This window comes from Chryseobacterium capnotolerans, from assembly GCF_021278965.1.
Classification (GTDB): Bacteria; Bacteroidota; Bacteroidia; order Flavobacteriales; family Weeksellaceae; genus Chryseobacterium; species Chryseobacterium capnotolerans.
In genome coordinates this window covers 1543870-1564387 of sequence record NZ_CP065589.1, presented here as the reverse complement: position 1 = coordinate 1564387, position 20518 = coordinate 1543870, and the positions used below count along the sequence as shown (strand labels likewise).

General features: G+C 35.3%; 22 protein-coding genes. 7 read left to right on the top strand and 15 right to left on the bottom strand.

The genetic code is table 11. The annotated features are described in order from the left end of the window. Nucleotides 1-21: 21 nt before the first annotated feature. From H5J24_RS07280 to H5J24_RS07265, 4 genes are all read right to left on the bottom strand, one after another. On the bottom strand, nucleotides 22-1014 hold the full coding sequence (locus H5J24_RS07280; RefSeq protein WP_068943747.1) for an MBL fold metallo-hydrolase: 993 nt from the start codon (nucleotides 1012-1014) through the stop codon (nucleotides 22-24). A gap of 140 nt (nucleotides 1015-1154) precedes the next feature. Then, the gene (locus H5J24_RS07275; protein ID WP_068943748.1) at nucleotides 1155-2156 is read right to left on the bottom strand and encodes an aldo/keto reductase; all 1002 of its coding nucleotides are present in this window, start codon (nucleotides 2154-2156) and stop codon (nucleotides 1155-1157) included. Between the two features lie 89 nt (nucleotides 2157-2245). Further along, nucleotides 2246-3151 (bottom strand): helix-turn-helix domain-containing protein, encoded by a 906-nt coding sequence (locus H5J24_RS07270; protein ID WP_068943749.1) that lies wholly within the window; start codon nucleotides 3149-3151, stop codon nucleotides 2246-2248. 351 nt (nucleotides 3152-3502) lie between these two features. After that, nucleotides 3503-3958 carry a hypothetical protein gene (locus H5J24_RS07265; RefSeq protein WP_068943750.1) on the bottom strand — a complete coding sequence of 152 codons (456 nt, stop codon included), beginning with the start codon at nucleotides 3956-3958 and terminating at the stop codon, nucleotides 3503-3505. Between the two features lie 688 nt (nucleotides 3959-4646). Here H5J24_RS07265 and H5J24_RS07260 point away from each other — a divergent pair. Continuing rightward, complete coding sequence (locus H5J24_RS07260) at nucleotides 4647-4934, top strand: GNAT family N-acetyltransferase (protein ID WP_068943752.1); 288 nt, start codon at nucleotides 4647-4649, stop codon at nucleotides 4932-4934. On the opposite strand, the gene H5J24_RS07255 is transcribed toward H5J24_RS07260, so the two are convergent. Continuing rightward, nucleotides 4935-6122, bottom strand: a complete 1188-nt coding sequence (locus H5J24_RS07255; protein WP_228407647.1) for an MBL fold metallo-hydrolase — start codon at nucleotides 6120-6122, stop codon at nucleotides 4935-4937. Between the two features lie 84 nt (nucleotides 6123-6206). Between H5J24_RS07255 and H5J24_RS07250 the strand changes: the two genes are divergently transcribed. Further along, entirely contained in the window at nucleotides 6207-7742 is a 1536-nt protein-coding gene (locus tag H5J24_RS07250; protein WP_082811232.1) for a S41 family peptidase, read from the top strand. 109 nt (nucleotides 7743-7851) lie between these two features. Here the strand turns inward: H5J24_RS07250 and H5J24_RS07245 are convergent, their stop codons facing one another. From H5J24_RS07245 to H5J24_RS07235, 3 genes are all read right to left on the bottom strand, one after another. Then, nucleotides 7852-8442: a hypothetical protein gene (locus tag H5J24_RS07245; RefSeq protein ID WP_068943754.1), complete on the bottom strand. Its 591-nt coding sequence runs from the start codon at nucleotides 8440-8442 to the stop codon at nucleotides 7852-7854. Between the two features lie 12 nt (nucleotides 8443-8454). Then, nucleotides 8455-8964 carry an RNA polymerase sigma factor gene (locus H5J24_RS07240; protein WP_068943755.1) on the bottom strand — a complete coding sequence of 170 codons (510 nt, stop codon included), beginning with the start codon at nucleotides 8962-8964 and terminating at the stop codon, nucleotides 8455-8457. A 177-nt stretch (nucleotides 8965-9141) separates the two neighbouring features. After that, the gene (locus tag H5J24_RS07235) at nucleotides 9142-10770 is read right to left on the bottom strand and encodes an NADP-dependent glyceraldehyde-3-phosphate dehydrogenase (RefSeq protein WP_068943756.1); all 1629 of its coding nucleotides are present in this window, start codon (nucleotides 10768-10770) and stop codon (nucleotides 9142-9144) included. A 243-nt stretch (nucleotides 10771-11013) separates the two neighbouring features. On the opposite strand from H5J24_RS07235, the gene tpx reads away from it, so the two are divergent. Then, a complete protein-coding gene (gene tpx / locus H5J24_RS07230; protein ID WP_390881169.1) occupies nucleotides 11014-11514 on the top strand; it encodes a thiol peroxidase in 501 nt (166 codons plus the stop codon). Between the two features lie 63 nt (nucleotides 11515-11577). Here the strand turns inward: tpx and H5J24_RS07225 are convergent, their stop codons facing one another. After that, nucleotides 11578-12159 (bottom strand): TonB-dependent receptor plug domain-containing protein, encoded by a 582-nt coding sequence (locus H5J24_RS07225; protein WP_068943757.1) that lies wholly within the window; start codon nucleotides 12157-12159, stop codon nucleotides 11578-11580. A gap of 243 nt (nucleotides 12160-12402) precedes the next feature. Between H5J24_RS07225 and H5J24_RS07220 the strand changes: the two genes are divergently transcribed. Both H5J24_RS07220 and H5J24_RS07215 read left to right on the top strand, forming a co-directional pair. Then, a complete protein-coding gene (locus tag H5J24_RS07220; protein ID WP_068943758.1) occupies nucleotides 12403-13194 on the top strand; it encodes an SH3 domain-containing protein in 792 nt (263 codons plus the stop codon). A gap of 135 nt (nucleotides 13195-13329) precedes the next feature. Beyond that, nucleotides 13330-13629 (top strand): hypothetical protein, encoded by a 300-nt coding sequence (locus H5J24_RS07215; protein ID WP_068943759.1) that lies wholly within the window; start codon nucleotides 13330-13332, stop codon nucleotides 13627-13629. A gap of 155 nt (nucleotides 13630-13784) precedes the next feature. Here H5J24_RS07215 and H5J24_RS07210 read toward each other — a convergent pair whose 3' ends face one another. From H5J24_RS07210 to hutU, 4 genes are all read right to left on the bottom strand, one after another. Continuing rightward, entirely contained in the window at nucleotides 13785-14570 is a 786-nt protein-coding gene (locus H5J24_RS07210) for a Rossmann-fold NAD(P)-binding domain-containing protein (RefSeq protein WP_068943760.1), read from the bottom strand. Between the two features lie 42 nt (nucleotides 14571-14612). Next, nucleotides 14613-15374 (bottom strand): MBL fold metallo-hydrolase, encoded by a 762-nt coding sequence (locus tag H5J24_RS07205; RefSeq protein ID WP_096788307.1) that lies wholly within the window; start codon nucleotides 15372-15374, stop codon nucleotides 14613-14615. Nucleotides 15375-15781: 407 nt separating this feature from the next. Then, nucleotides 15782-16324 carry a Crp/Fnr family transcriptional regulator gene (locus tag H5J24_RS07200; protein ID WP_068943762.1) on the bottom strand — a complete coding sequence of 181 codons (543 nt, stop codon included), beginning with the start codon at nucleotides 16322-16324 and terminating at the stop codon, nucleotides 15782-15784. Nucleotides 16325-16342: 18 nt separating this feature from the next. Beyond that, nucleotides 16343-18328: a urocanate hydratase gene (gene hutU / locus H5J24_RS07195; protein ID WP_068943763.1), complete on the bottom strand. Its 1986-nt coding sequence runs from the start codon at nucleotides 18326-18328 to the stop codon at nucleotides 16343-16345. A gap of 262 nt (nucleotides 18329-18590) precedes the next feature. On the opposite strand from hutU, the gene H5J24_RS07190 reads away from it, so the two are divergent. Both H5J24_RS07190 and H5J24_RS07185 read left to right on the top strand, forming a co-directional pair. Next, nucleotides 18591-18812 carry a hypothetical protein gene (locus H5J24_RS07190; RefSeq protein WP_068943764.1) on the top strand — a complete coding sequence of 74 codons (222 nt, stop codon included), beginning with the start codon at nucleotides 18591-18593 and terminating at the stop codon, nucleotides 18810-18812. Continuing rightward, a complete protein-coding gene (locus H5J24_RS07185; protein WP_317228619.1) occupies nucleotides 18758-18892 on the top strand; it encodes a DUF559 domain-containing protein in 135 nt (44 codons plus the stop codon). The genes H5J24_RS07190 and H5J24_RS07185 overlap by 55 nt, the downstream gene beginning before the upstream one ends. A gap of 253 nt (nucleotides 18893-19145) precedes the next feature. On the opposite strand, the gene H5J24_RS07180 is transcribed toward H5J24_RS07185, so the two are convergent. Both H5J24_RS07180 and H5J24_RS07175 read right to left on the bottom strand, forming a co-directional pair. After that, complete coding sequence (locus H5J24_RS07180; protein ID WP_068943765.1) at nucleotides 19146-19439, bottom strand: hypothetical protein; 294 nt, start codon at nucleotides 19437-19439, stop codon at nucleotides 19146-19148. A 50-nt stretch (nucleotides 19440-19489) separates the two neighbouring features. Next, the gene (locus H5J24_RS07175; protein WP_068943766.1) at nucleotides 19490-20476 is read right to left on the bottom strand and encodes a 2-hydroxyacid dehydrogenase; all 987 of its coding nucleotides are present in this window, start codon (nucleotides 20474-20476) and stop codon (nucleotides 19490-19492) included. Between the last annotated feature and the right edge of the window lie 42 nt (nucleotides 20477-20518).

The following is a 20518-nucleotide window of genomic DNA, read 5'->3' as shown; positions in this document are numbered from 1 at the left end:
TGCTGGCTGATCTTTACTGTCTCAGTTCATAAAGATCTCCGGGATCCATTCAAATGCCGGAGCTTTTATCTTTGTAAAACCCAGCCCAGGCCATGGCAAATGAGAAGCAAATGCTCTGGTTTTTGTATCTGCCAGCTGCTTGAGAAACTTCTTTCTGGAGGCAGCAGCAATATCCAGATCCGTATCTCCTGAAAAGCCCCAATCAGGATGAGGGAAAAGAATGACATCTGAATGAATAAGATCAGCCACATACATTAGTTTTTCATTCCCTGAAGATATGGTAGTGACTGTTAAACCGGGAGTATGCCCTGGAGCTAACTGAAAACTGAAATGATTATACAACGTCTTGTTTAAATCATAAAATTTCAATTTTGGCTGAATCGCTTTCAATATATTCTGAAGGGCCGGGATAATTTGGGTGAGCATTTCGGGATGGGCTTTCAAGGCACTGTTATTAAAATCGTTAATGGAAGCATTCATCCAAAAATCATGTTCTATTTTCGAAATAAAAATAGCAGCATTGGGGAAAACAAGCTTATTCTGCTTATCTACCACTCCACCCATATGATCCGGATGGGCATGAGACAAGAAAACATCAGTAATTTCGTTGGCTGAGAACCCTGCTTTCTGAAGACTTTTTAATAAAAACCCGGTTCTTTCATCAGCAAACATTCCCATCCCTGTATCCATCAGGATCAGTTTTTCTTTTGTTTTAACAAGCAGGACATTAATTGCCATATCAATATAATTATCAGCCCTGAAATTGTCTTTAAGGATGGTTTTTAATTCAGAAACATTTCCTCTTGGCGAAAATGAATTCAGGTTTTCTTCATGGATATATCCGTCTGTAAGGATAAACAGCTCTAATTCTCCAAGTTTAATCTTTTTAAAACCAGAAAGATCATCTTCTGCTTTTTCCGGGACGATGTTTGTTCCTGCCAATACATTTGAAAAAGGAACAAGACTTAATGTTCCTACCAGCAATCCGCTTTTCAATAGTTCTCTTCTATTCATAATTTATGATGGTGTTTCTGCATTTATTATAACTAAAATAACATCTCCTGAGATGGAAATGTTTTATACTAACAAGTGCAATATATTTTATAGAAAAAACTGAGCTTCTGATATTCAGAAACCCAGTGTAAGTTTAGTGTCTAGTTATTAACCAGTTTCATTGAACCTTCATTATATCTTTCTCCTACATTAGGATATTTTTTCAGAATGGCATCAATGGTATCTAAATCTGACTTCGATAGCTCAATACTAGCTGCAGCCACATTTTCTTCCAGATATTTAATACGTTTGGTTCCTGGAATTGGAATGATATCATCTCCCTGATTCAATACCCATGCTAATGCCAGCTGAGTTCCTTTTACTCCTTTAGAAGCCGCAAACTCATTAATTTCATTAGCTAGTTTTGTATTATTCTCCAGATATTCCTGCTGATAACGAGGTAATGACCTTCTGAAATCGTCATCACCTAAGTTCTGTACTTCATTGATGTTGGCGAAAAGTCCTCTTGCCAATGGTGAATACGGAACCAAAGAAATCCCTAATTCTCTGATGGTTGGCAGAATCTCATTCTCCACATCTTTGGTAAGAATAGAATACTCTGACTGTAAAGCAGCTATCGGATGAATTTTATTAGCTTTTCTGATAGATTCTGCAGAAGCTTCAGATAATCCTATATATTTTACTTTACCAGCTTTAACAAGCTCTGCCATAGCGCCAACAGTCTCTTCAACCGGAACGTTTGGATCCACTCTATGGGCATAATACAGGTCAATAGTATCAATTTTTAATCTTTGAAGACTTAGGTCCACTGCTTGTCTGATCCATTCCGGAGAACCGTCAAAATACGTTCCCGGAGCACCGCTATGACTTGCTTTCCCATCCTTAAATCTGAATCCGAATTTAGTAGCAATGAAAATCTTATCCCTGTTGGGTACTAAAACTTTAGAGATTAGTTTCTCATTTGCTCCGTCGGCATACATATCTGCTGTATCCCAGAAGTTAACGCCTAAATCTAATGCTTTGTGCAAAGTATTGATACTTTCCTGCTCATCTGACGGGCCATAAGCAAAGCTCATTCCCATGCAGCCTAATCCAATAGCAGAAAGTTGTTCACCGGTGTTTCCTAATTTTTTAAATTTCATGATGGTATTTATTTTAATTTTCTACAGGACAAAATTAGAACATGAAACAGCCGCCATTGATATAGAATTCAAACTAAGAATTATAAAATTCAAACAAGGTTCAATCTTAAAGCATTCGGGGTTATTCCAGTCTGTTTTTTAAAATAGTTGGTAAAATAAGCAGGTTCTTCAAAGCCCAGTCCATAGGCAATTTCAGCAATATTCCAGTCTGTATGGGTTAATAAAGCATTAGCTTCCTGTATTACTCTTGCTGTAATCTGCTGGCTCGTCGTTTTTCCTGTAATTTCTTTTACAGAACGGTTTAAAGAATTAACATGAATGGAAAGACTCTGTGCATAATCATTAGGAGATTTTAGCTTCAAAAAAGCTTCAGGGCTGTCAATCGGAAACTGTCTTTCCAACAACTCCATAAATAAGGTTGCTACTCTTTGGGATGCATTCTGATAAGGCTCAAATGTTTCTGCCGGATGCATTCTCATGGTTTCATGGATCATCAGGTGAAGGTAGGCTCTCAGCATATCATATTTGTGGACATAGTCCGATTCAATTTCCTTCATCATTTTGGTATACAGATCCGACAGTACTTTCTGTTGATCTTCATCCAAAAAGAAAACGGGGGTTCCGCCAATTTTAAACAATGGTGAATCCTGAAGATTTCCTAAGCGGCTTCCATTCTGTAAAAATGATTCGGTAAATAGACAGAACCACCCCTTCTGGTTATCATCATCAGCTTCCCAGGAATAAGGGACAATAGGATTAGAGAATAACAATGCAGGGCGATCTACATAGATCCATTTATCAGCATAATGAATCTTTCCTTTTCCTATAATCAGTGAAATTTTATAATAATCTCTTCTGCTGTATGGTGATAACAAAGAACAGTGATCTCGTGAAAACACATTAAAGTGCCCCATTTTGTTGGATCCTAAGCAAAGAGATCCCAATCCGGGAGCATTTCGTTCGTAAAAACCTTCTATTGATTCATTTGATTCCATATTTCAAAGTTATAAAATTCAAACAAATTAATGGATATAATTTTAAGAAAGGAATTAGTGGGCTGGAAGCAGGGAGATGGAAGATGGAGGTTATTTTTTCACATTGATTTTATGGAAATTTATTTATTAGGATTATAGCCCACTGCTATCAATATTGTTTTTAATAGGGATATAGACAAGCAGATGCTTAACAACTATATTATTCATTATTCATTATTCATTATTCATTATTCATTATTCATTATTCATTATTCATTATTCATTATTCATTATTCATTACTTATAAAAAAATGGCCAGCACAAACGCCAGCCATTTCAATAGTGAATAATATATATAATAGTTGATAATGGTTAATCCCGGTCATCATGGTGACGCCCATGATTGTGTTTGTTTTGTTTTTTATAGTATTTAGCCCTTTCTTTATAATACTTATCCCGTTCTTTACGATATTTTTTATAATCATTTTTTCTTTCGTATATAAAGACAGGATTTTGTCCTCTATAATATCTCTTTTTAAAGACAATATATTTTTCTCTTCCCAGAATTCTTTCCAACTCAGAGTATCTATCATCTCTCCATCTTCCGGGTTCTACTACATATACTCTATTCCATGAATCATAATTACGGTATCTGTCATTTAAGGCATATATCTGGTTAGCCTGAGTAGTGGAAAGCAGTAGATCAGCCACTACAGTCTGCCAGTTAACATCTGAAATACTTCTTCTATAATCGTTATAATAATCAGATTGGGCATAGCTCAAACTGAACGTCCCAATTAAAAATGCTGTTAGCAATAACTTTTTCATTTCATTCCTCTTTTAAATTAAACATGTTCACATACTCAATTAAAGTGCCAATTATCAACTCCAATTCCCAATATTTGTTAATTAAAATCATAAATAACTGGTTATATTTGAAATAAATTATGAAAACAAGACAAATTATTTAATTTTAAATTAGTAAATAATGGTGTTTTAATAATGTTTCATATTATTAAACAGAGGTTTGAGTTTGGAATTTGAGATTCGAGAGTGAAATGAATTTTAAGGATGCACAGTGATCGTTATTAAATCACATTAATTATAATAAGATTGAGAATTTTAGGTTTTGACTAAAGCCATATTGAATGGATTTTATAATTAAAGCGGGCTGAAGCCCACCTCTATTGATGTTGATAACCAAACGCATAATAGTCGTTTAACGAAAAGATCTTTTATCTTTTATCTTTTATCTTTTATCTTTTATCTTTTATCTTTTATCTTTTATCTTTTATCTTTTATCTTTTATCTTTTATCTTTTATCTTTTATCTTTTATCTTTTATCTTTTATCTTTTATCTTTTATCTTTTATCTTTTATTTATCCGATACTTTTATAAAATTCGTTAAGATTCTCAAAAACTATTATTTTGTGTTAATTAATTTTGTAATTTTAAGGAAGAGAATGCTTTCAGGAGCACTCAAAATTATTATTTTATCCACCAAATCTCAATAATTATGGAAAATATAAAATTTATGGTATCTCCATATCAGGATGAACTGCAGTTGTTTATTGATGAGAAAAAAGCGGGTTATATGTCCATAGAGGTTGACGGACGACTTCTTATTGTATATTATACCAAGCTGGATGAAGAACGTGAAGGTAAAGGGTATGCCAAATTATTGCTGGATGAGCTGGTTCGCTATGCAGAAGAAAAAGATTTGCTTGTAGACCCGGAATGTGATTTTGTACGCCAACAATTTGAAAATCATCCCAGAAGATATAAAGACATCTGGCATGCCTGATCAGTCTTCCCACCAGATTGTAAATGGCTGATCTTTACGGTTCAGATCTACCACCTCTCCAATCATAGGAGTAAGGATGTCTAAGCTTTTTTCTTTTCCTAAACTTGTTATTTTTTGTAAAGGCTCATTCCAGGGATGAAGCGCCAATGCAAACTTTGCAGCATGTACGGGAATTATATGTCTGGCATCTATATCTACAGCAGCCTGAATAACATCTTCAGGTAAAGTATGGATGTATCTCCATGCTTCTCCATATTGCCCATTTTCAAGAATAGCATAGTCGAAAGGACCATATTTATCCCCTATCATTTTAAAATGGGAATCATAACCGCTGTCACCGCCAAGAAAGATTTTCTTTGTAGGTGTTTCCAGTACATAGGAAGCCCAAAGGGTATCGTTCTGCTTTACTCTTCTGCCTGAAAAATGTCTTGCTGGAGTAAAGGCTAGTTTGATATTGTTTTTTAATTCAATTTCAGCTCCCCATTCTTCTTCAATAAGTTGAGATTCCGTATATCCCCATCGTTCCAGATGGGCACCTACTCCTAATGGAACAATTGCCATTCCGGTACGATTTTTAATTGATTTAACCGTAGGATAATCCAGATGATCAAAATGATCGTGGGTAATAATAAGATAATCCAGATTCGGAATATCTTCAGGCTTAAAAATATCAGATCCCTTGAAGGCTTTGTTAAAGTATTTAAAAGGCGAACCATATAAACTTAATACAGGATCTATCAAAAATGAAACGCCGTCTGTTTGCAGATAATAAGAAGAATGCCCCAACCAGATGAAAATATCTGTATTCTTATCCAGAGTTTTCAAATTCGTATGAATGGAAGGAATTTCCTTTAAAGGCTTCAGCAAAGGATGTTTTTTTCCAAAAAGGAAATCATAGGTTACCTGGGGCATTTTATAACCTTCAGCAAGGGATGGTGTATGGCTGATATTCTGAAATTGTTTGTTTCGGTATAGCTTTGACTGTTTCATACGAGCCAAGCGTTTTCCTTTTGGTACCGCACCAAATGCAGGTCCGTTTATTACAATAAAATAAACTACCACCAGTACAACCACAACCGTAATAATCCAATACATCATTTGTAAAAAATAAACCTCAAAGGTATCAACTTTTGTTCTTACATGAAAATAAGATGCGTTTGAGTGTGTTTTTTTAACTAAATTTATCATGTATTTCAAAAAAATTATCATTAATTTAAGTGATCATTAATTTTAAACTTTCTATTTTAGCGGCTTAAAAAACTCAAAGATCTATTGAAAAATTACTCGGTAATATTTATTCTGGCCATGCTTTCCTCATGTGCGTCTATTAAAAAGCACAACGAACAGCGGGCTGCATGTATCCCTCCGGAGCAGCTTAAGGAAGATGTAGATTTTGCTTACTCAAAGCTCCAGCAGATGCACCCACAACTGTATTGGTATATTCCCAAGCAGGAATTAGATCTTAAGTTTGACAGTCTTAAGCAGACCCTTAATGAACCGCTTACTCCGCTTCAGTTTTATTTTAAACTTCAACCTGTCATTGCAGGCGTGCGTGAAGGCCATCTTTCATTAAGAATCCCGAGAAAAAAATTCACCAAAAGAGAAATCAAAAAGCTGGACCAAAAAAAAGGATTGTTCAGCAGATTTGAGTATTACATTTCCGGAGATCAGATGTATATTACAGAAAACAGAGATTCTATTGAAAATATTCATCCGGGAACGGAAGTTCTGTCTATCAATAATATCCCGGTTTCAGACTATATCAAAAAATACAGAAGTCTCATCAGCAGTGATGGGTACAATACTACTTTTCAACCTTATTTTTTAAAAGATCTGTTTTTCAATTATTATACTGCAGAAAACGGACTGGCAGACAGAGCCATCATCGAAACGCTTTATAAAGGTGAAAAAAAGACTTACACCTTAACCCGGGAATCAAAGTTAGACACCGATATTGAAAAGGATGAGCAAATGAGTAAGCGTACTCCGGAAAAAAAGCTTAATGATTATGTTGCTGCCAGTAACTCTTATAACCGAAGTTTTAAATTCCTGGATAAGGACAGCTCCATCGCTTATATAAAAGTGAAAAGTTTTTCCCGAGAATATTCTGATGAGTTTTATAAGAAGACCTTCTCAAAGATTAAGAATGCAAAATCAGAGTATCTCATCATAGACGTCCGTAACAATTATGGAGGTTCTCTTTATGAGATCAATAATCTGTATTCCTATCTTACCGATAAACCTTTTACGTTGATAAAACCTTCTCAGGTAACTGCAAGAGATATACCTTTGAGAACTAATTATTTCAGAAAAAGTTCTCCATTAGACTATGCCATTAAAAGCATCTCTTATCCGAGTTACTTTTTTGCCCAGGCTTTCAGTACTTATAAAAAAGATGGAAAAATTTTCTATAAAATGAAAGCCGACAAACCTACAAAACCTAATAAGGAAGCCTTCCATGGTAAAGTTTTTGTTTTGATTAATGGTGGAAGTTTTTCTGCCTCTTCTATTATTACCGCAAAGCTTAAGAATGATAAAAGAGCCACTCTTGTAGGGGAAGAAACCGGAGGCGCCAATGACGGAACGGTGGCTGGGTTCTATTCTTACCAGAAACTCCCTAATTCTGAAATTAGATTTCCAATCGGTCTGCTTTTTGTGCAGCCGAATATTGATTTTTCAGATACTAAGAAAGGAGTTATTCCAGATATAGAGATCAAAGAAAATATGCAGGATATTATTGATAAAAAAGATCCACAGCTGGATTGGATAAGGAGTGAAATCGAAAAAGAAAAGGGGGATAAAAATTAATTGGAAAGGAGGCTGAAAGTAGGAAGATATTGAAGAGGGAAGATCCAATATTTATTTTGCAATAAGATATTAAAAAGATTCCGGCGGGCTTTCAGCCCGCCGGAATCTTTTATTTTTTGAGCTCATTCAAAAGAGATTCTATATGATCGATATATCTTCCATAATAACGATGGAAAAAGAATTTACCGCTGACAAATAATAAAAACAAACCTCCAATGACGCTTCCGATCAGAATGAGTGCGATCTTCATCTCGCTTAAAGGTTGCGGCCAAGGTATAAATTCCAGTACAATCAGAATTTCACATACTATAAACGGTGCGAAACTGATATAATAGGATAAATAATATTGTTTATTCAGATTCAGCTGAGTTACGAGATCTTTCAGGGATTCGCTGGTCTTCAGTTCTGTATTGCTGATATCATTATACAGTTTAAAAAATTTACTGTAAAAGAAAACGGTCACAAGAAGCATTGAAGCAACCAAAACCGTAATATACAATTGAAGTTTAAAAGGTTGACAGAAGGAACAAACCATAAATGCAAAAATAAAAATTGCGATCACCCACCAAAATTCCATACGCATATTTTTGCGCACTTTTTCAAGGGGAAGATTTATTTTATTTCTTTGGTCTATGCTGATTTCAGGAGTTTCATCTGTAATATCTTCATTCCAGGTATTTTTCAATTCATCTATATTCATCGGATTACTGATTTAATGTTGGTTAGTATTATGTTGGTTTAAGATATCTTTCAATTTATTTTTGGCCCGGTTCATTTTCACTCTCACATTTCCTTCGGAGATTCCCATCTGCTCGGCAATCTGTTTTCCTGAAAAATCTTCCAGGTAATAGAAAATAAAAGCTTTGTCGATGGGATTAAGCAAATGAATGGCTTTATACATTTCCGCCATCCGCTCTTCTTTACCATCATCATATTCTTCTTGAATAATGGCCCGGTTAGAGAAATCTTCATTGCCGATAAAGCTTCTTCTTTTCTGGTTTTTAAGGAAAATAATTGCTGTATTTAAAGCAATCCTGTACAACCAGGTTGAAAATTCGCTTTCTCCCCTGAAGTTGGTATAAGCCTTCCATAGCTGAAAGGTAATTTCCTGAAAAAGATCATCACGATCGTCTTTTTCAGACATATACATTTTAGAAATCTTAAAAATGATTCCCTTATGCTTTTCAATCTTATGGATAAACTGTTGCTCTAGTGAGGTCATAGCTTGTTACTCTATAGAGTTAGTTTTGATTAAAAAAAATGTTACAGAAATAATTGAAAAAAATCCGGCAGAACGACAATGCCAGATCTCTTCCCGTGTTCTAAATTAAAAAATCCTTAAAAAACAAGAAGTTTATTAAGGATTTTATTTGATATTCAATACCGCTTGGGGTTAGTGCTAAAAAATATAATCAGTACTTAAAAAATTGGAATCATGCTCTCTTACAATGGTATTCAGTAATTCTTTATTGGAATCTGTAAGTTTCGCTGCTACCAGAGATCGGATTGAGAATGAGCGCAGGGCATCAAAAACAGAAAGCGTACCTTCTGCACTATCCTTTCTTCCGGTAAATGGAAATACATCCGGACCACGCTGTGCCTGGCAGTTAATATTGACACGGCTTACCAGATTTACAAACGGGTCAATCAGTTTCGCAACTTCCTGTGGATCTTCACTGAAAATACTTACCTGCATTCCATGAGAAGCGTTTACCTGATAATCGATTGGTTCTTCAATATCTTCAAATGGAACTACAGGAATTACCGGACCGAACTGTTCTTCATGATACAGTTTCATATCATTGTTTACAGGATAAACAACTGCCGGAAACACAAAGGATTCTTCTGTATAGCCACCGTCTTTATTTAAAACATCAGCTCCTTTCTGTAGGGCATCTTCAATACATTCTTTCAGATAAGGTGGTTTATTCACTTCCGGAAGCGGAGTTACTTTTACATCTTTTTCCCATGGCAGACCAGCTTTCAGAGCGGAAACTGCTTCACTTAGCTTTGTGGTAAATTCTGCAGCAACTTCTTTCTGTACAAAAATCAGTTTTAAAGCTGTACAACGCTGCCCGTTGAACGAAAGTGCTCCCAGGATACACTCACTTACCGCTACATCAAGATTGGCATTTTTGGTAACAATAGCAGCATTTTTAGCATCTAAACTTAAAATAGCTCTTAAACGATTCACCTTCGGATGCAGTTTCTTCAATCCATTAGCCACTTTACTGGAACCAATAAAGGCCAGAACATTTACTTTACCACTTTCCATGATTGGAGTAATAATTTCAGAACCTTTTCCATACAAAGTATTCACTGTCCCTTTCGGAAAAGCTTCTTTAAAAGCATTTAATAAGGGATAATGAGCTAATACACCATGTTTAGGCAATTTAAATAAAATCGTATTTCCCATAATCAATGCCGGAATCAATGTGGTAAAAATCTCGTTCAAAGGATAGTTGAATGGCCCCATACTTAAAACTACACCCAGCGGCGCTCTTCTGATCTGTGCGATGGTTCCTTCCGCCTCCTGAAAACGGGAAGATGCTCTGTCCAGATCTTTTAAGGCGTCTATAGTTTGGTTGATATAATCTACGGTACGGTCAAACTCTTTGGTAGAATCCGCCAGCGTTTTTCCGATTTCCCACATCAGCAGTTTGATAATCAGATCCCGCTGCTGGATCATCAAATAAACAAATTTCTGCATACATTTGATTCTTCCCTCTACAGACATTGTCGGCCATTCTCCAAGACCATTATCATAAGCTTTTACGCAAGCTTCAAGCACTTCCATGGCCTCGTTCGGGCCGATACTAGGAATGCTTCCAAGGAGTTTTCTCTCTAATCCGTTTTCTGTAGGGATACAGACTGGCGAATAAATGTTCTGCGTTTCTCCTTTCCATTCTACAAGTTCACCATTCAGAAGATATACTTTCTGATGGATTTCGGGTACCTTATATTCTTCGGGAATTTCGTTTTCAGTTTTAAAAATATTTTGAAATGATGCATTGTTTGCTGAGCTCATATTTTTTAGTATTTAATAATTTGAATCTGAATTTTGTAGAATAAAGGTAGATGTAAAAATTGATTTTAAGAATAAAGGTTCAATAGATTCGCTCTATTTAAGAGCTATTTGAATGAAAATTAACTCAGCCAACTGAAAAAAACAATATTTTTGTTAAAAAATAAATTTTCAATGTTTTCAAAAATAGTTTTCAGTACTTTATTTCTTTTCTCAGCACTTAGTTTCGCTCAAAAATCTAAAGCGATCAATACAGTGATGCTAAGAGGAACACCTGTACGTACTTATTCAAAATTACCGGAGGTCAACAAACCGGCTCCAAAATTCACTCTTACGGATGTGAACATGAATGATCAAAGTTTAGATGCTTACAAAGGGAGATATGTCATCCTGAATATCTTTCCTAGTGTAGATACGGGAGTTTGCTCAGCATCTGTTCATCATTTCAATGAAGAGGCAGGAAATCTTCCTAATACGGTAGTACTTTGTATTTCCAAAGACTTACCTTTTGCTCAAAAAAGATTTTGCGGGGCCGAAGGGATCAACAATGTGGTAATGCTTTCTGATTTCCGTTCTGATTTTGGATGGAATTATGGAGTAGAAATGATAGAATCTTCTATGAAAGGACTTCTCAGCAGAGCTGTTGTGGTGATTGATCCTTCGGGAAATATTATTTATGAAGAGCAGGTACCGGATATTTCTCAGGAACCTAATTATGAAGCGGCTATTGCGGCTGTGAAAAACTAATTTTTACTTTAGAATATTAAAAAATCTCCGGCGATCAAAGATCGCCGGAGATTTTTATTTTTATTATCTGATTTTCTTTTTCTTCTTCGTAGTAACCACAATGGCACCGTTTCTAGCTTCTTTACCATACTTTGCTACAGCTTCTTGCGCAGAAAAACTATTGATTGTCTCAATAATTTCAGTATTTATCACACGTAGCTCTTCTATAGAAATCTTTTTACCATCCAGTAAAACCAGCGGTCTGTTTTCCGGGGTTAAAACGGGAGCTCCAATTCTTATAGATGGGTTTCTATTGAAAGAATCAGTAGATATGACACTCATCTTAACTCCTGGCACATTCTCTGAAGTCTTCATTTTTCCAATTTTTGTTTCCTGTGCATTCACAGGAGTTGTAAAACTGCCAAATGCTAACAGCCCCAACGCCAGCTTACTCGCTAATGAAAAATTCAGGTTTATTCCTAATTGATCTTCCCGGAATCTTCCACAAATGTCTTTATTGAATTCTAAAGTATTAATCAATTCTTCATCTGAAAAAGCAGTAAAATCGTGAACTGTTTTAGAGCAAACGGAGCAAAACTTTCCTTTTTCATCAGTTCTCATGCTGTTCCAGTTTTCATGACATGGTTTAGGGATGGTGATTTTCATAGTAATCTTTTACCTATAAAGACGATCTTGGGATGGGAAAGGTTGGAAAACGCTAAGGCGCAATTGATATTAAAATCATAATGCTTTAAGGCGCAATGATTTTATCTGCGATAAAATTGAAATTACACCCTGTTTTATTTCCACAAATTCTCTGCAAAGGAGAACTAACATTTCATTATGGTAAACCATAATTATTCATGGTAATAGTTTCTTACATTTGAAATATTATAATTGACTTAAACCATGCAGAGAACAGCATTATTAATAATCTTAGTCTCTTTTTCATTAACAAATTGCAGAAAATCCAATGTAGATGTCAATGAAAATTTAGATTCCTTAAATCAATACCTAAATAATAATGATGAAATAGACTCATTAAAAATGCATGGGTTTGATGGCTCTGATTTAGAAACCAAAACTTATGATGTAAAAGGAAAAAATATTTTTCTTAGAGATGGGCCTGGAAATAATTATAAAAAGCTGGTGAACCAAAAAGCAACTGATGCTATTGGAGAGACTCAATATATGCAGATTGATCATACCTGTACCATTTCTATTGAAGAAGAAAGAAATAATTGGGCTAAAGTAAGAGTCGTTGAACCTTCTTATTTATCAACAACACATTATGGATGGATTCCATTAAAAAATATTATAAAAGATAATATACAAACCTCTAATATAAATTTATCATCCATGAAATATGAAATCATTTCCACAACTGAAAATAATATAAGTAAAAATTACAATATCTACCTTAACATAGATAATTTATCAAAAGACGAAATCTCAAACTTTATTAAACATTTTAGACAAGAAAACTGTTCAGATTGTACAGTAAGTATTTTTGACTCAAAATCAATCGAAGATCTAATAGATATATACCCCCTGAGTAAGACTGAATATCTAAAATTTGCAGATCATCTTGTTGCCACGTCTACATTTGATGCTCCAAAATCAATCAACTTTTACCCTCTTCAAGACATACAGTATAAAGAATATGGCGGAAAAAACTTTAAAGAGCAAAAGATGAAATAAAAACCTATCATAAATTCCACCAAACTAATGCTCCAAAAATAAATTACTATACCAATACTCTATATGTATTTTGGAATCAAACTATTATTATCCTATTTTTCAGATAAAATTTTAATCTTGAAATATTAGAAATATATGGGATTTGAGTACAAATTAAAAACAAAGCTTACAGACCAACAAACTGCTGAAATAGAGGATTTGTTGGAAAACTCTGCTCTTTTTGAGAAAAAATATGAATATACCCATCAGCTGTTCTGGGATTTCAGGCATGCAGAAAACACGGGGAAGCTTCCTAATATGAGTATTATTTTTGAAGAGGATGGTATTTATATTTGTCAGTGGAGTTCATCTTATGTATGGACAGATCTTGATGAGTTGAAAAACTACATCAAGAAAGAACAGATTGCATATGAAATTATTGACTATCAGGATTAAAAATACTGCAATATAAAAAGAGGCTGTCTCAAAAGTCAAATAATTTGGCTTTTGTTATTCTGACGAAGGAAGAACCTCTCTGATAACCAGACATATAAAATTCTTCACTACATTTCATTCAGAATGACACCTTTGAGACAACTTCTTCTATTTTTTTAAACAATATCATTAGCATCTTTCACCAGATGAAAATATCGTGGATCGGGATATTGAAATTCATAATTCAACTCTGAAATTAATTTTGAAGGTGATATTGTTCTGCCTCGGGTGGTACGTTCACCTGAATATTGCAGATCTTTCTGTGCATTGATGATCTCTTCTTTATTCGGATGCACAGACGCCACCACGTTATAAACTTTGGATTGAGAGTTATTCTTTAGCATTTTTTCAACAACTGAACAAATGTCAGCATAATGAATATGATTAACCAACAGATCCAGATTGGATATATTATAATTCTTTAAAAGCCTCTGATCCCCCATTAATCCTGCCAACCTCAAAATATTGACTTCAGGAAATCTGTTTTTTATAATGCTCTCACTTGGAACATCATCTGCAAGACGATCATCTTCTGTAAACTCTTTTTCAAGATCAGGATATACTCCTGTAGAGCTCATCAGATAAAGTTGGCCTTTATAATCTCCAAGAAATGCGAGTAAATTCTTAGCTCTCTCATGCAAAGGGATTTCAGCGCCTCTTACTCCTGAAAACGGAACCGTGATAATCACAGCATCCAACTGTGGGGCTATTTCCCATTCCTGCTTTGTTCCAGATATATCGTCATCCGGAAAGCTGATCTGAGTGATCTGGTATCCTTTAGCGGATAGATCTTTTATTTTAGACTCTGAAGTGGTGGTTGCAAAAATCTCATATTGATCCGATAACTTCTCTGCTATATGAGTGCCTAACCAGCCACAACCTATAATTCCAATTTTTTTCATTTTTTAATTTATGAATCTATTTGTTAAAAAACAAATCTTTGTCTACGAATCCATCAACACTTCTCCATCTTTCAGAATAAGATAGTCCTGTCCTATCTCCCTGGAAGTTTTTTGCAGATCATTCTGATCAAATAATTGAGGAATATAAAATTTTTCATGGGTAAATAATCCATAATGTATAGGAACCAGCGTTTTAGCATGTAAAAGATGAGCCGCAGCAAAAGCTTCCTTCAAATTAAGAGAAGCCGGAACCGGGCTGTATTCCAATCCAATAATTTCAAAGTTAACGACTACTCCATTTACAGGTAAAAAGGCATAATCTATATCCTTATTTTCTTTTCCAAGCTTCCAGAACTGGTTATGCCAGATGGTATCTCCACCATGAAAGATTTTAATTGTTTCATCCTCCACAATCCAGGAAGACTGAATTTCCCCTACTCCATCCATTGCAAATACTGGTTTAAAGGTTATTCCATTTTCAGTGAAGGTTTCATCCAGATTCAGAACTATTATTTCAACATTTTCCATATACTTTCTTACCAATGGTTCCAGTTCCGAATAAACAATCAGCTTTCCATCCTTTTTCAGACATTTTTCCACAACACTTTTATCAAAATGATCCAGATGCATATGGGTAAATAAGATATAATCTGCCTTTACCTTATCTGTAAACTTAATCACTTCATCTACTGCTTCCCCTAAAACAGGTTTGTAATAAGAAAAATCTTCTGCTGCATCTATTAAAATCGTTTTACCATTAGAAATGAGCTTTATTCCTGCCCAGTTTAATTTTTGTATTTCCATAATTTCTTTTTTCACAAAGGAAGAGACTTACGGAGGGCGAGTCAATAAACAAAAGTTAATTAATTAGGCTCGAAGATGGAAGAGTGAAGCTGGAAGTTCATTATCATCCTGTAATTTCTGATAGTTTTTTTGAATCGAGGATAGCGTATATCTCTGTTTTTAATTCATTAAAAGACAAAATTAAAGGAAGTAAAGATGCCAGCCAAGCCAGTGCTGAAATTGATGGTTGAGGCACACTTCATCAAATCGATTAAAAATCGATGAGCTCTCTGCTCACTTAAAATAATGTGTATTTAAAATTGAAACTTTGCGTTTATAAAAAATAGGATAATAGCTCTTATTAAAAGTATGAGATCATTTATTATTACCTTGATAACTTCCAGCTCCCATCTTCAAGCTTCCAACATTTAACTAATCCTCTTTCTAATCCGGCTCAGAGAAATCGGAGTAATCCCGATATAGGAAGCCAGATATTTTAAAGGAATATTCTGAATATAATGGGGTTTATTTTCCAGCAGGTATTCATAAAGATCCTGTGGGGTATTTTTAAGCAGAAGCATTTCACGTTTCATAGCAGCATTCAGTTTCCTGCTTAGGTAATAGTTCTGTACAAAACGGCATTCAGGACTTACAGCGAACATTTCCTTGACTTCATCTAAAGTAATTTCCCAGGCAAGACCGCTGCTTAGGGATTCATAAATACCTTCAGAGCCTTTATTCCCTACTGTAAAAATATCACCGGGAAAGTAAAATTCTGCACAGACTTCAGTATCAATATCCGAGGTGCTGTTGATATAATATTTACGGACAAGCCCATCTTCTACAAGATAGGCTTTATGGTCCGAAAATATATTTTTCTTTGAAAATGCAACCTCAGCAAATTTTTCCCAAACAGGATCCCCATCCTCTACATTGAGGTGTGAAAAAAGTTTTTTGTTGATACTTGCCAATGTTGAATGTTTTACAATTTATAGTAAGTTTTCATCTACAAGATTCGGAAGGGTTACCTTTAAATTAGGCTCAGCTTCCATCGCTCTTTTAATAGCAAAAATAGCACCCTCATTTCTTGCCCAGCTTCTTCTAGAAATTCCGTTGTTCACGTCCCAGAAAAGCATAGACTTTAATCTTCTGTCAGCATCGTCGCTACCATCCAGAAGCATTCCGAAACCTCCGTTGATAACTTCTCCCCAGCCTACTCCGCCACCATTGTGAATGGAAACCCAGGTTGCCCCACGGAAGCTATCACCAATGACATTATGAATCGCCATATCTGCCGTAAATCTTGATCCATCATAAATATTGGAGGTCTCTCGGTAAGGAGAATCTGTTCCAGAAACATCATGATGGTCTCTTCCCAATACTACAGGTCCTATCTCACCATTTTTAATTGCTTTATTGAATGCTTCAGCAATCTTCATTCTCCCTTCAGCATCTGCATACAGAATTCTTGCTTGTGAGCCTACCACCAGTTTATTTTCCTGAGCTCCTTTAATCCACTGGATATTATCCTTCATCTGCTGCTGGATTTCTTCAGGAGAATTTTTAATCATTTCTTCCAATACAGCACATGCAATTTCGTCGGTTTTCTGTAAATCTTCCGGTTTTCCACTTGCGCATACCCAACGGAATGGTCCAAAACCATAATCAAAACACATTGGCCCCATAATATCCTGAACATAACTTGGATATTTGAATTCTCTGCCTAATGTTGGATGATCTGCCATTACATCAGCTCCGGCTCTGGATGCCTCCAATAAGAAAGCATTTCCATAATCAAAGAAATAAGTTCCTTTTTCCGTATGTTTATTGATGGCAGCAGCGTGTCTTCTTAATGTTTCCTGAACTTTTTCTTTGAATAGTTCCGGATCTTCTGCCATCATTATATTGGATTCTTCAAAGCTTTGTCCTACCGGATAATATCCACCAGCCCAAGGGTTATGAAGGGATGTTTGATCTGAACCGATATCAATTCTTAAATCTTCCTGGTCAAATTTTTCCCAAACATCCACAATATTTCCAAGGTAAGCTAAAGAAATTGTTTCTTTATTTTGCTGTGCTTCTCTTACTCTTTTTACCAATGCATCAAGATCTTCATGAATTTCGTTCACCCATTTCTGATCGTGGCGGATTTTAGTGATCTTTGGATTTACTTCTGCACATACGGTAACACAGCCCGCAATATTTCCTGCTTTTGGCTGAGCTCCACTCATTCCTCCTAATCCGGAAGTTACGAACAGACCTCCTTTCGGATCTTTATTGATTTTTCTGAAAGCATTTAAAGCAGTAATCGTTGTTCCGTGAACAATCCCCTGAGGACCGATGTACATATAACTGCCTGCAGTCATTTGTCCATACTGTGTTACCCCAAGAGCATTGAATTTCTCCCAATCATCCGGTTTAGAATAGTTTGGAATCATCATCCCGTTGGTTACCACCACTCTCGGTGCATCTTTATGAGAAGGGAATAATCCCATTGGGTGTCCTGAGTACATCACCAAAGTCTGCTCATTGGTCATTTCAGACAGATATTTCATGGTCAACAGATACTGCGCCCAGTTAGAAAACACGGCTCCGTTTCCACCATAAGTAATCAATTCATGAGGGTGCTGGGCCACTGCATAATCCAAATTGTTCTGGATCATCAGCATAATTGCTTTCGCCTGCTCAGATTTCCCCGGATAGTCTTCAATAGATCTCGCTTTCATCTCATAATCCGGACGGAAACGGTACATATAAATTCTTCCGTAATCCTCCAGTTCCTGCTTAAATTCAGGAATCAATTCAGCATGGAATTTAGGATCGAAATAACGTAAAGCATTCTTTAATGCCAGTTTTTTCTCTTCTTCACCTAAAATTTCTTTACGCTTTGGAGCATGGTTGATATTGGTCTCGTATGGTTTTGGTTGTGGCAGCTGATTAGGAATCCCCTGCTGTATCTGTTCTTGGAATGTCATATTGCTATTTAAAGGTCTATGTTTAAACAATGTTTGAAGTTTTAAAGATATTCAAATTATGAAATATAGGCAACAAAAGAGGGGAAAAGGAAAGCCTAAAACAATGATTAGGCAAAAAAGCTGATTATCAATCCTGTGAAAATATATTCAACAGTATATTTTAAATACTATATTTGAAAAGAAACACTCACATTCCCCTCCGCTGGAGGGTGGCTTTCAAAATTCAAAAATTTTGAAAGACGGGGTGGTGAAAAACACACAAATGACAGAAATACTAACCTCAATCAATGGAATTCCCACTCGAAAGAACTTTGTACAAAACCTACCCTACAACCCTTATTTAAAAGGATTATTAAAAGAAAAACGTAAAGCCAGAATACTGGGTGAAGTAATCTTCTGGAAAAAAGCCGGGCAAAAAAATTTCATAAAATTGATTTTGATAGACAAAGAATTATTGGGAATTATATTGTTGATTTTTATGTGAAAACGTTAGGGTTAATTATAGAAATCGACGGTTCAAGTCATGATGGGAAAGAAATCTATGATAGTATTAGACAAGAATAGTTGGAATCTTTAGGCTTGCTGGTTTTCAGAATTAGCGATTTTGATGTTAGAAATAATTTAACCTTGGTAATGAAAGAGTTAGAATGTTTTATTATTGCGTATTATGGAACCATCCCGTCTTTCAAAAATTTAATAATTTTTGAATCCATCCCTCCGGTGGAGAGGAATTTCTTCTTACGGGATAAGGTTATCATCCGAAAATAAAAAACCTCACTGAAATTCAGCAAGGCAAATATTTTACAAGGGGTAAACTCTACGTTAAAACATCATCATTTTCTTCTTCATGATCGTCCTCATTATCACTGAGGCTCCAATAATTGTTTTCTTCATCTTCTTCTCCTATTTCTTCCATTCTATCATCATCTTCTGCGCCGGGAATATCAAGCCCTTTATCAATTTTGTCGTCATCTATATCTTCATCCAATATAGGGTTACCGTCTCCATCAAGCGAAATATGCTTTTCTCTTTTAAATATATCTTCGTTGGGATCATAATCCATACGTTCCAATCTTCTATTCTGCTCATTAATATTGTTTTCTGGTGCCATAATGTTTAGGTTTTAAGGGTTAATATATTCAGAACAAAAATAATTCCAAGTTATGATGAATGATGAGAATACACTTCAGGATTAGCACAATACGGTATTTTTTCACCTTTTGAAAAAGCTATAATATTCTCAGCCGCCAGTCTGGCCATTCCGTTCCTGGCTTCAATGGTAGCAGATCCTATATGAGGTAATACACAAACACTTGACAAATTAAGAATAGGATTCTCGGCAGACATAGGTTCCGGATTGGTTACATCAAGCCCAGCTCCCCATATTTTTCCTTCAGCTAGGGCATTGTATAAATCCTTTTCCTGATGAAAGCCGCCTCTTGCCGTATTGATAAAAATAGCATTGGGATTCATCTTATCAAAAACAGATTGATTGAAAAGGCCTCTATGTTCAGGAGTATAATTGGCATGAACACTCAACACATCAGAATTTCTTATCAATTCATCAAAAGAAACATAGACTGCGCCCAACTTTCTTTCAGCATCTTCATTTCGATGGCGGTTATGATAAATAATCTCCATATCAAAAGCTTTTTTACACTTCTCAGCCATTTGAAAGCCAATTCTTCCCAATCCAAAAATTCCCAGCGTTTTACCATACAGTTCTTGTCCCAAAGCATATAAAGGGTCAAAACTTCCCCAGTTCGCGTCTTTTACTTTCTGAAAATTATAGCTCGCCCGTCTTGCGACTGACTGCATCAGTAAAAAAGCCACATCTGAAGTAGCTCTGCTCAATACATCAGGTGTGTTTCCAATCGGGATATTCCTTTGATTAGCTTCTTTGATATCCACATGGTCAAAGCCTACAGAATACAAGGCAATAGCTTTGATATTAGGGCAAGCATCGAAAAATGCTTTATCATATTTAAAATCACCGCCAATATTTAAAATGACATCAGTATTTTGACAATAATTCAGCCATTCTTCACGGGTCAGGTTTTCATTTTCAGGCCATACAATCTGTAATCCTTCTTCCTGCAGCATATTGATTCCAATTTCAGGAATTCTTTTATTGATAAAGACTTTCATTATTATTTTATTTTGATTTAAATAAAAAACCTCACTTGTAAA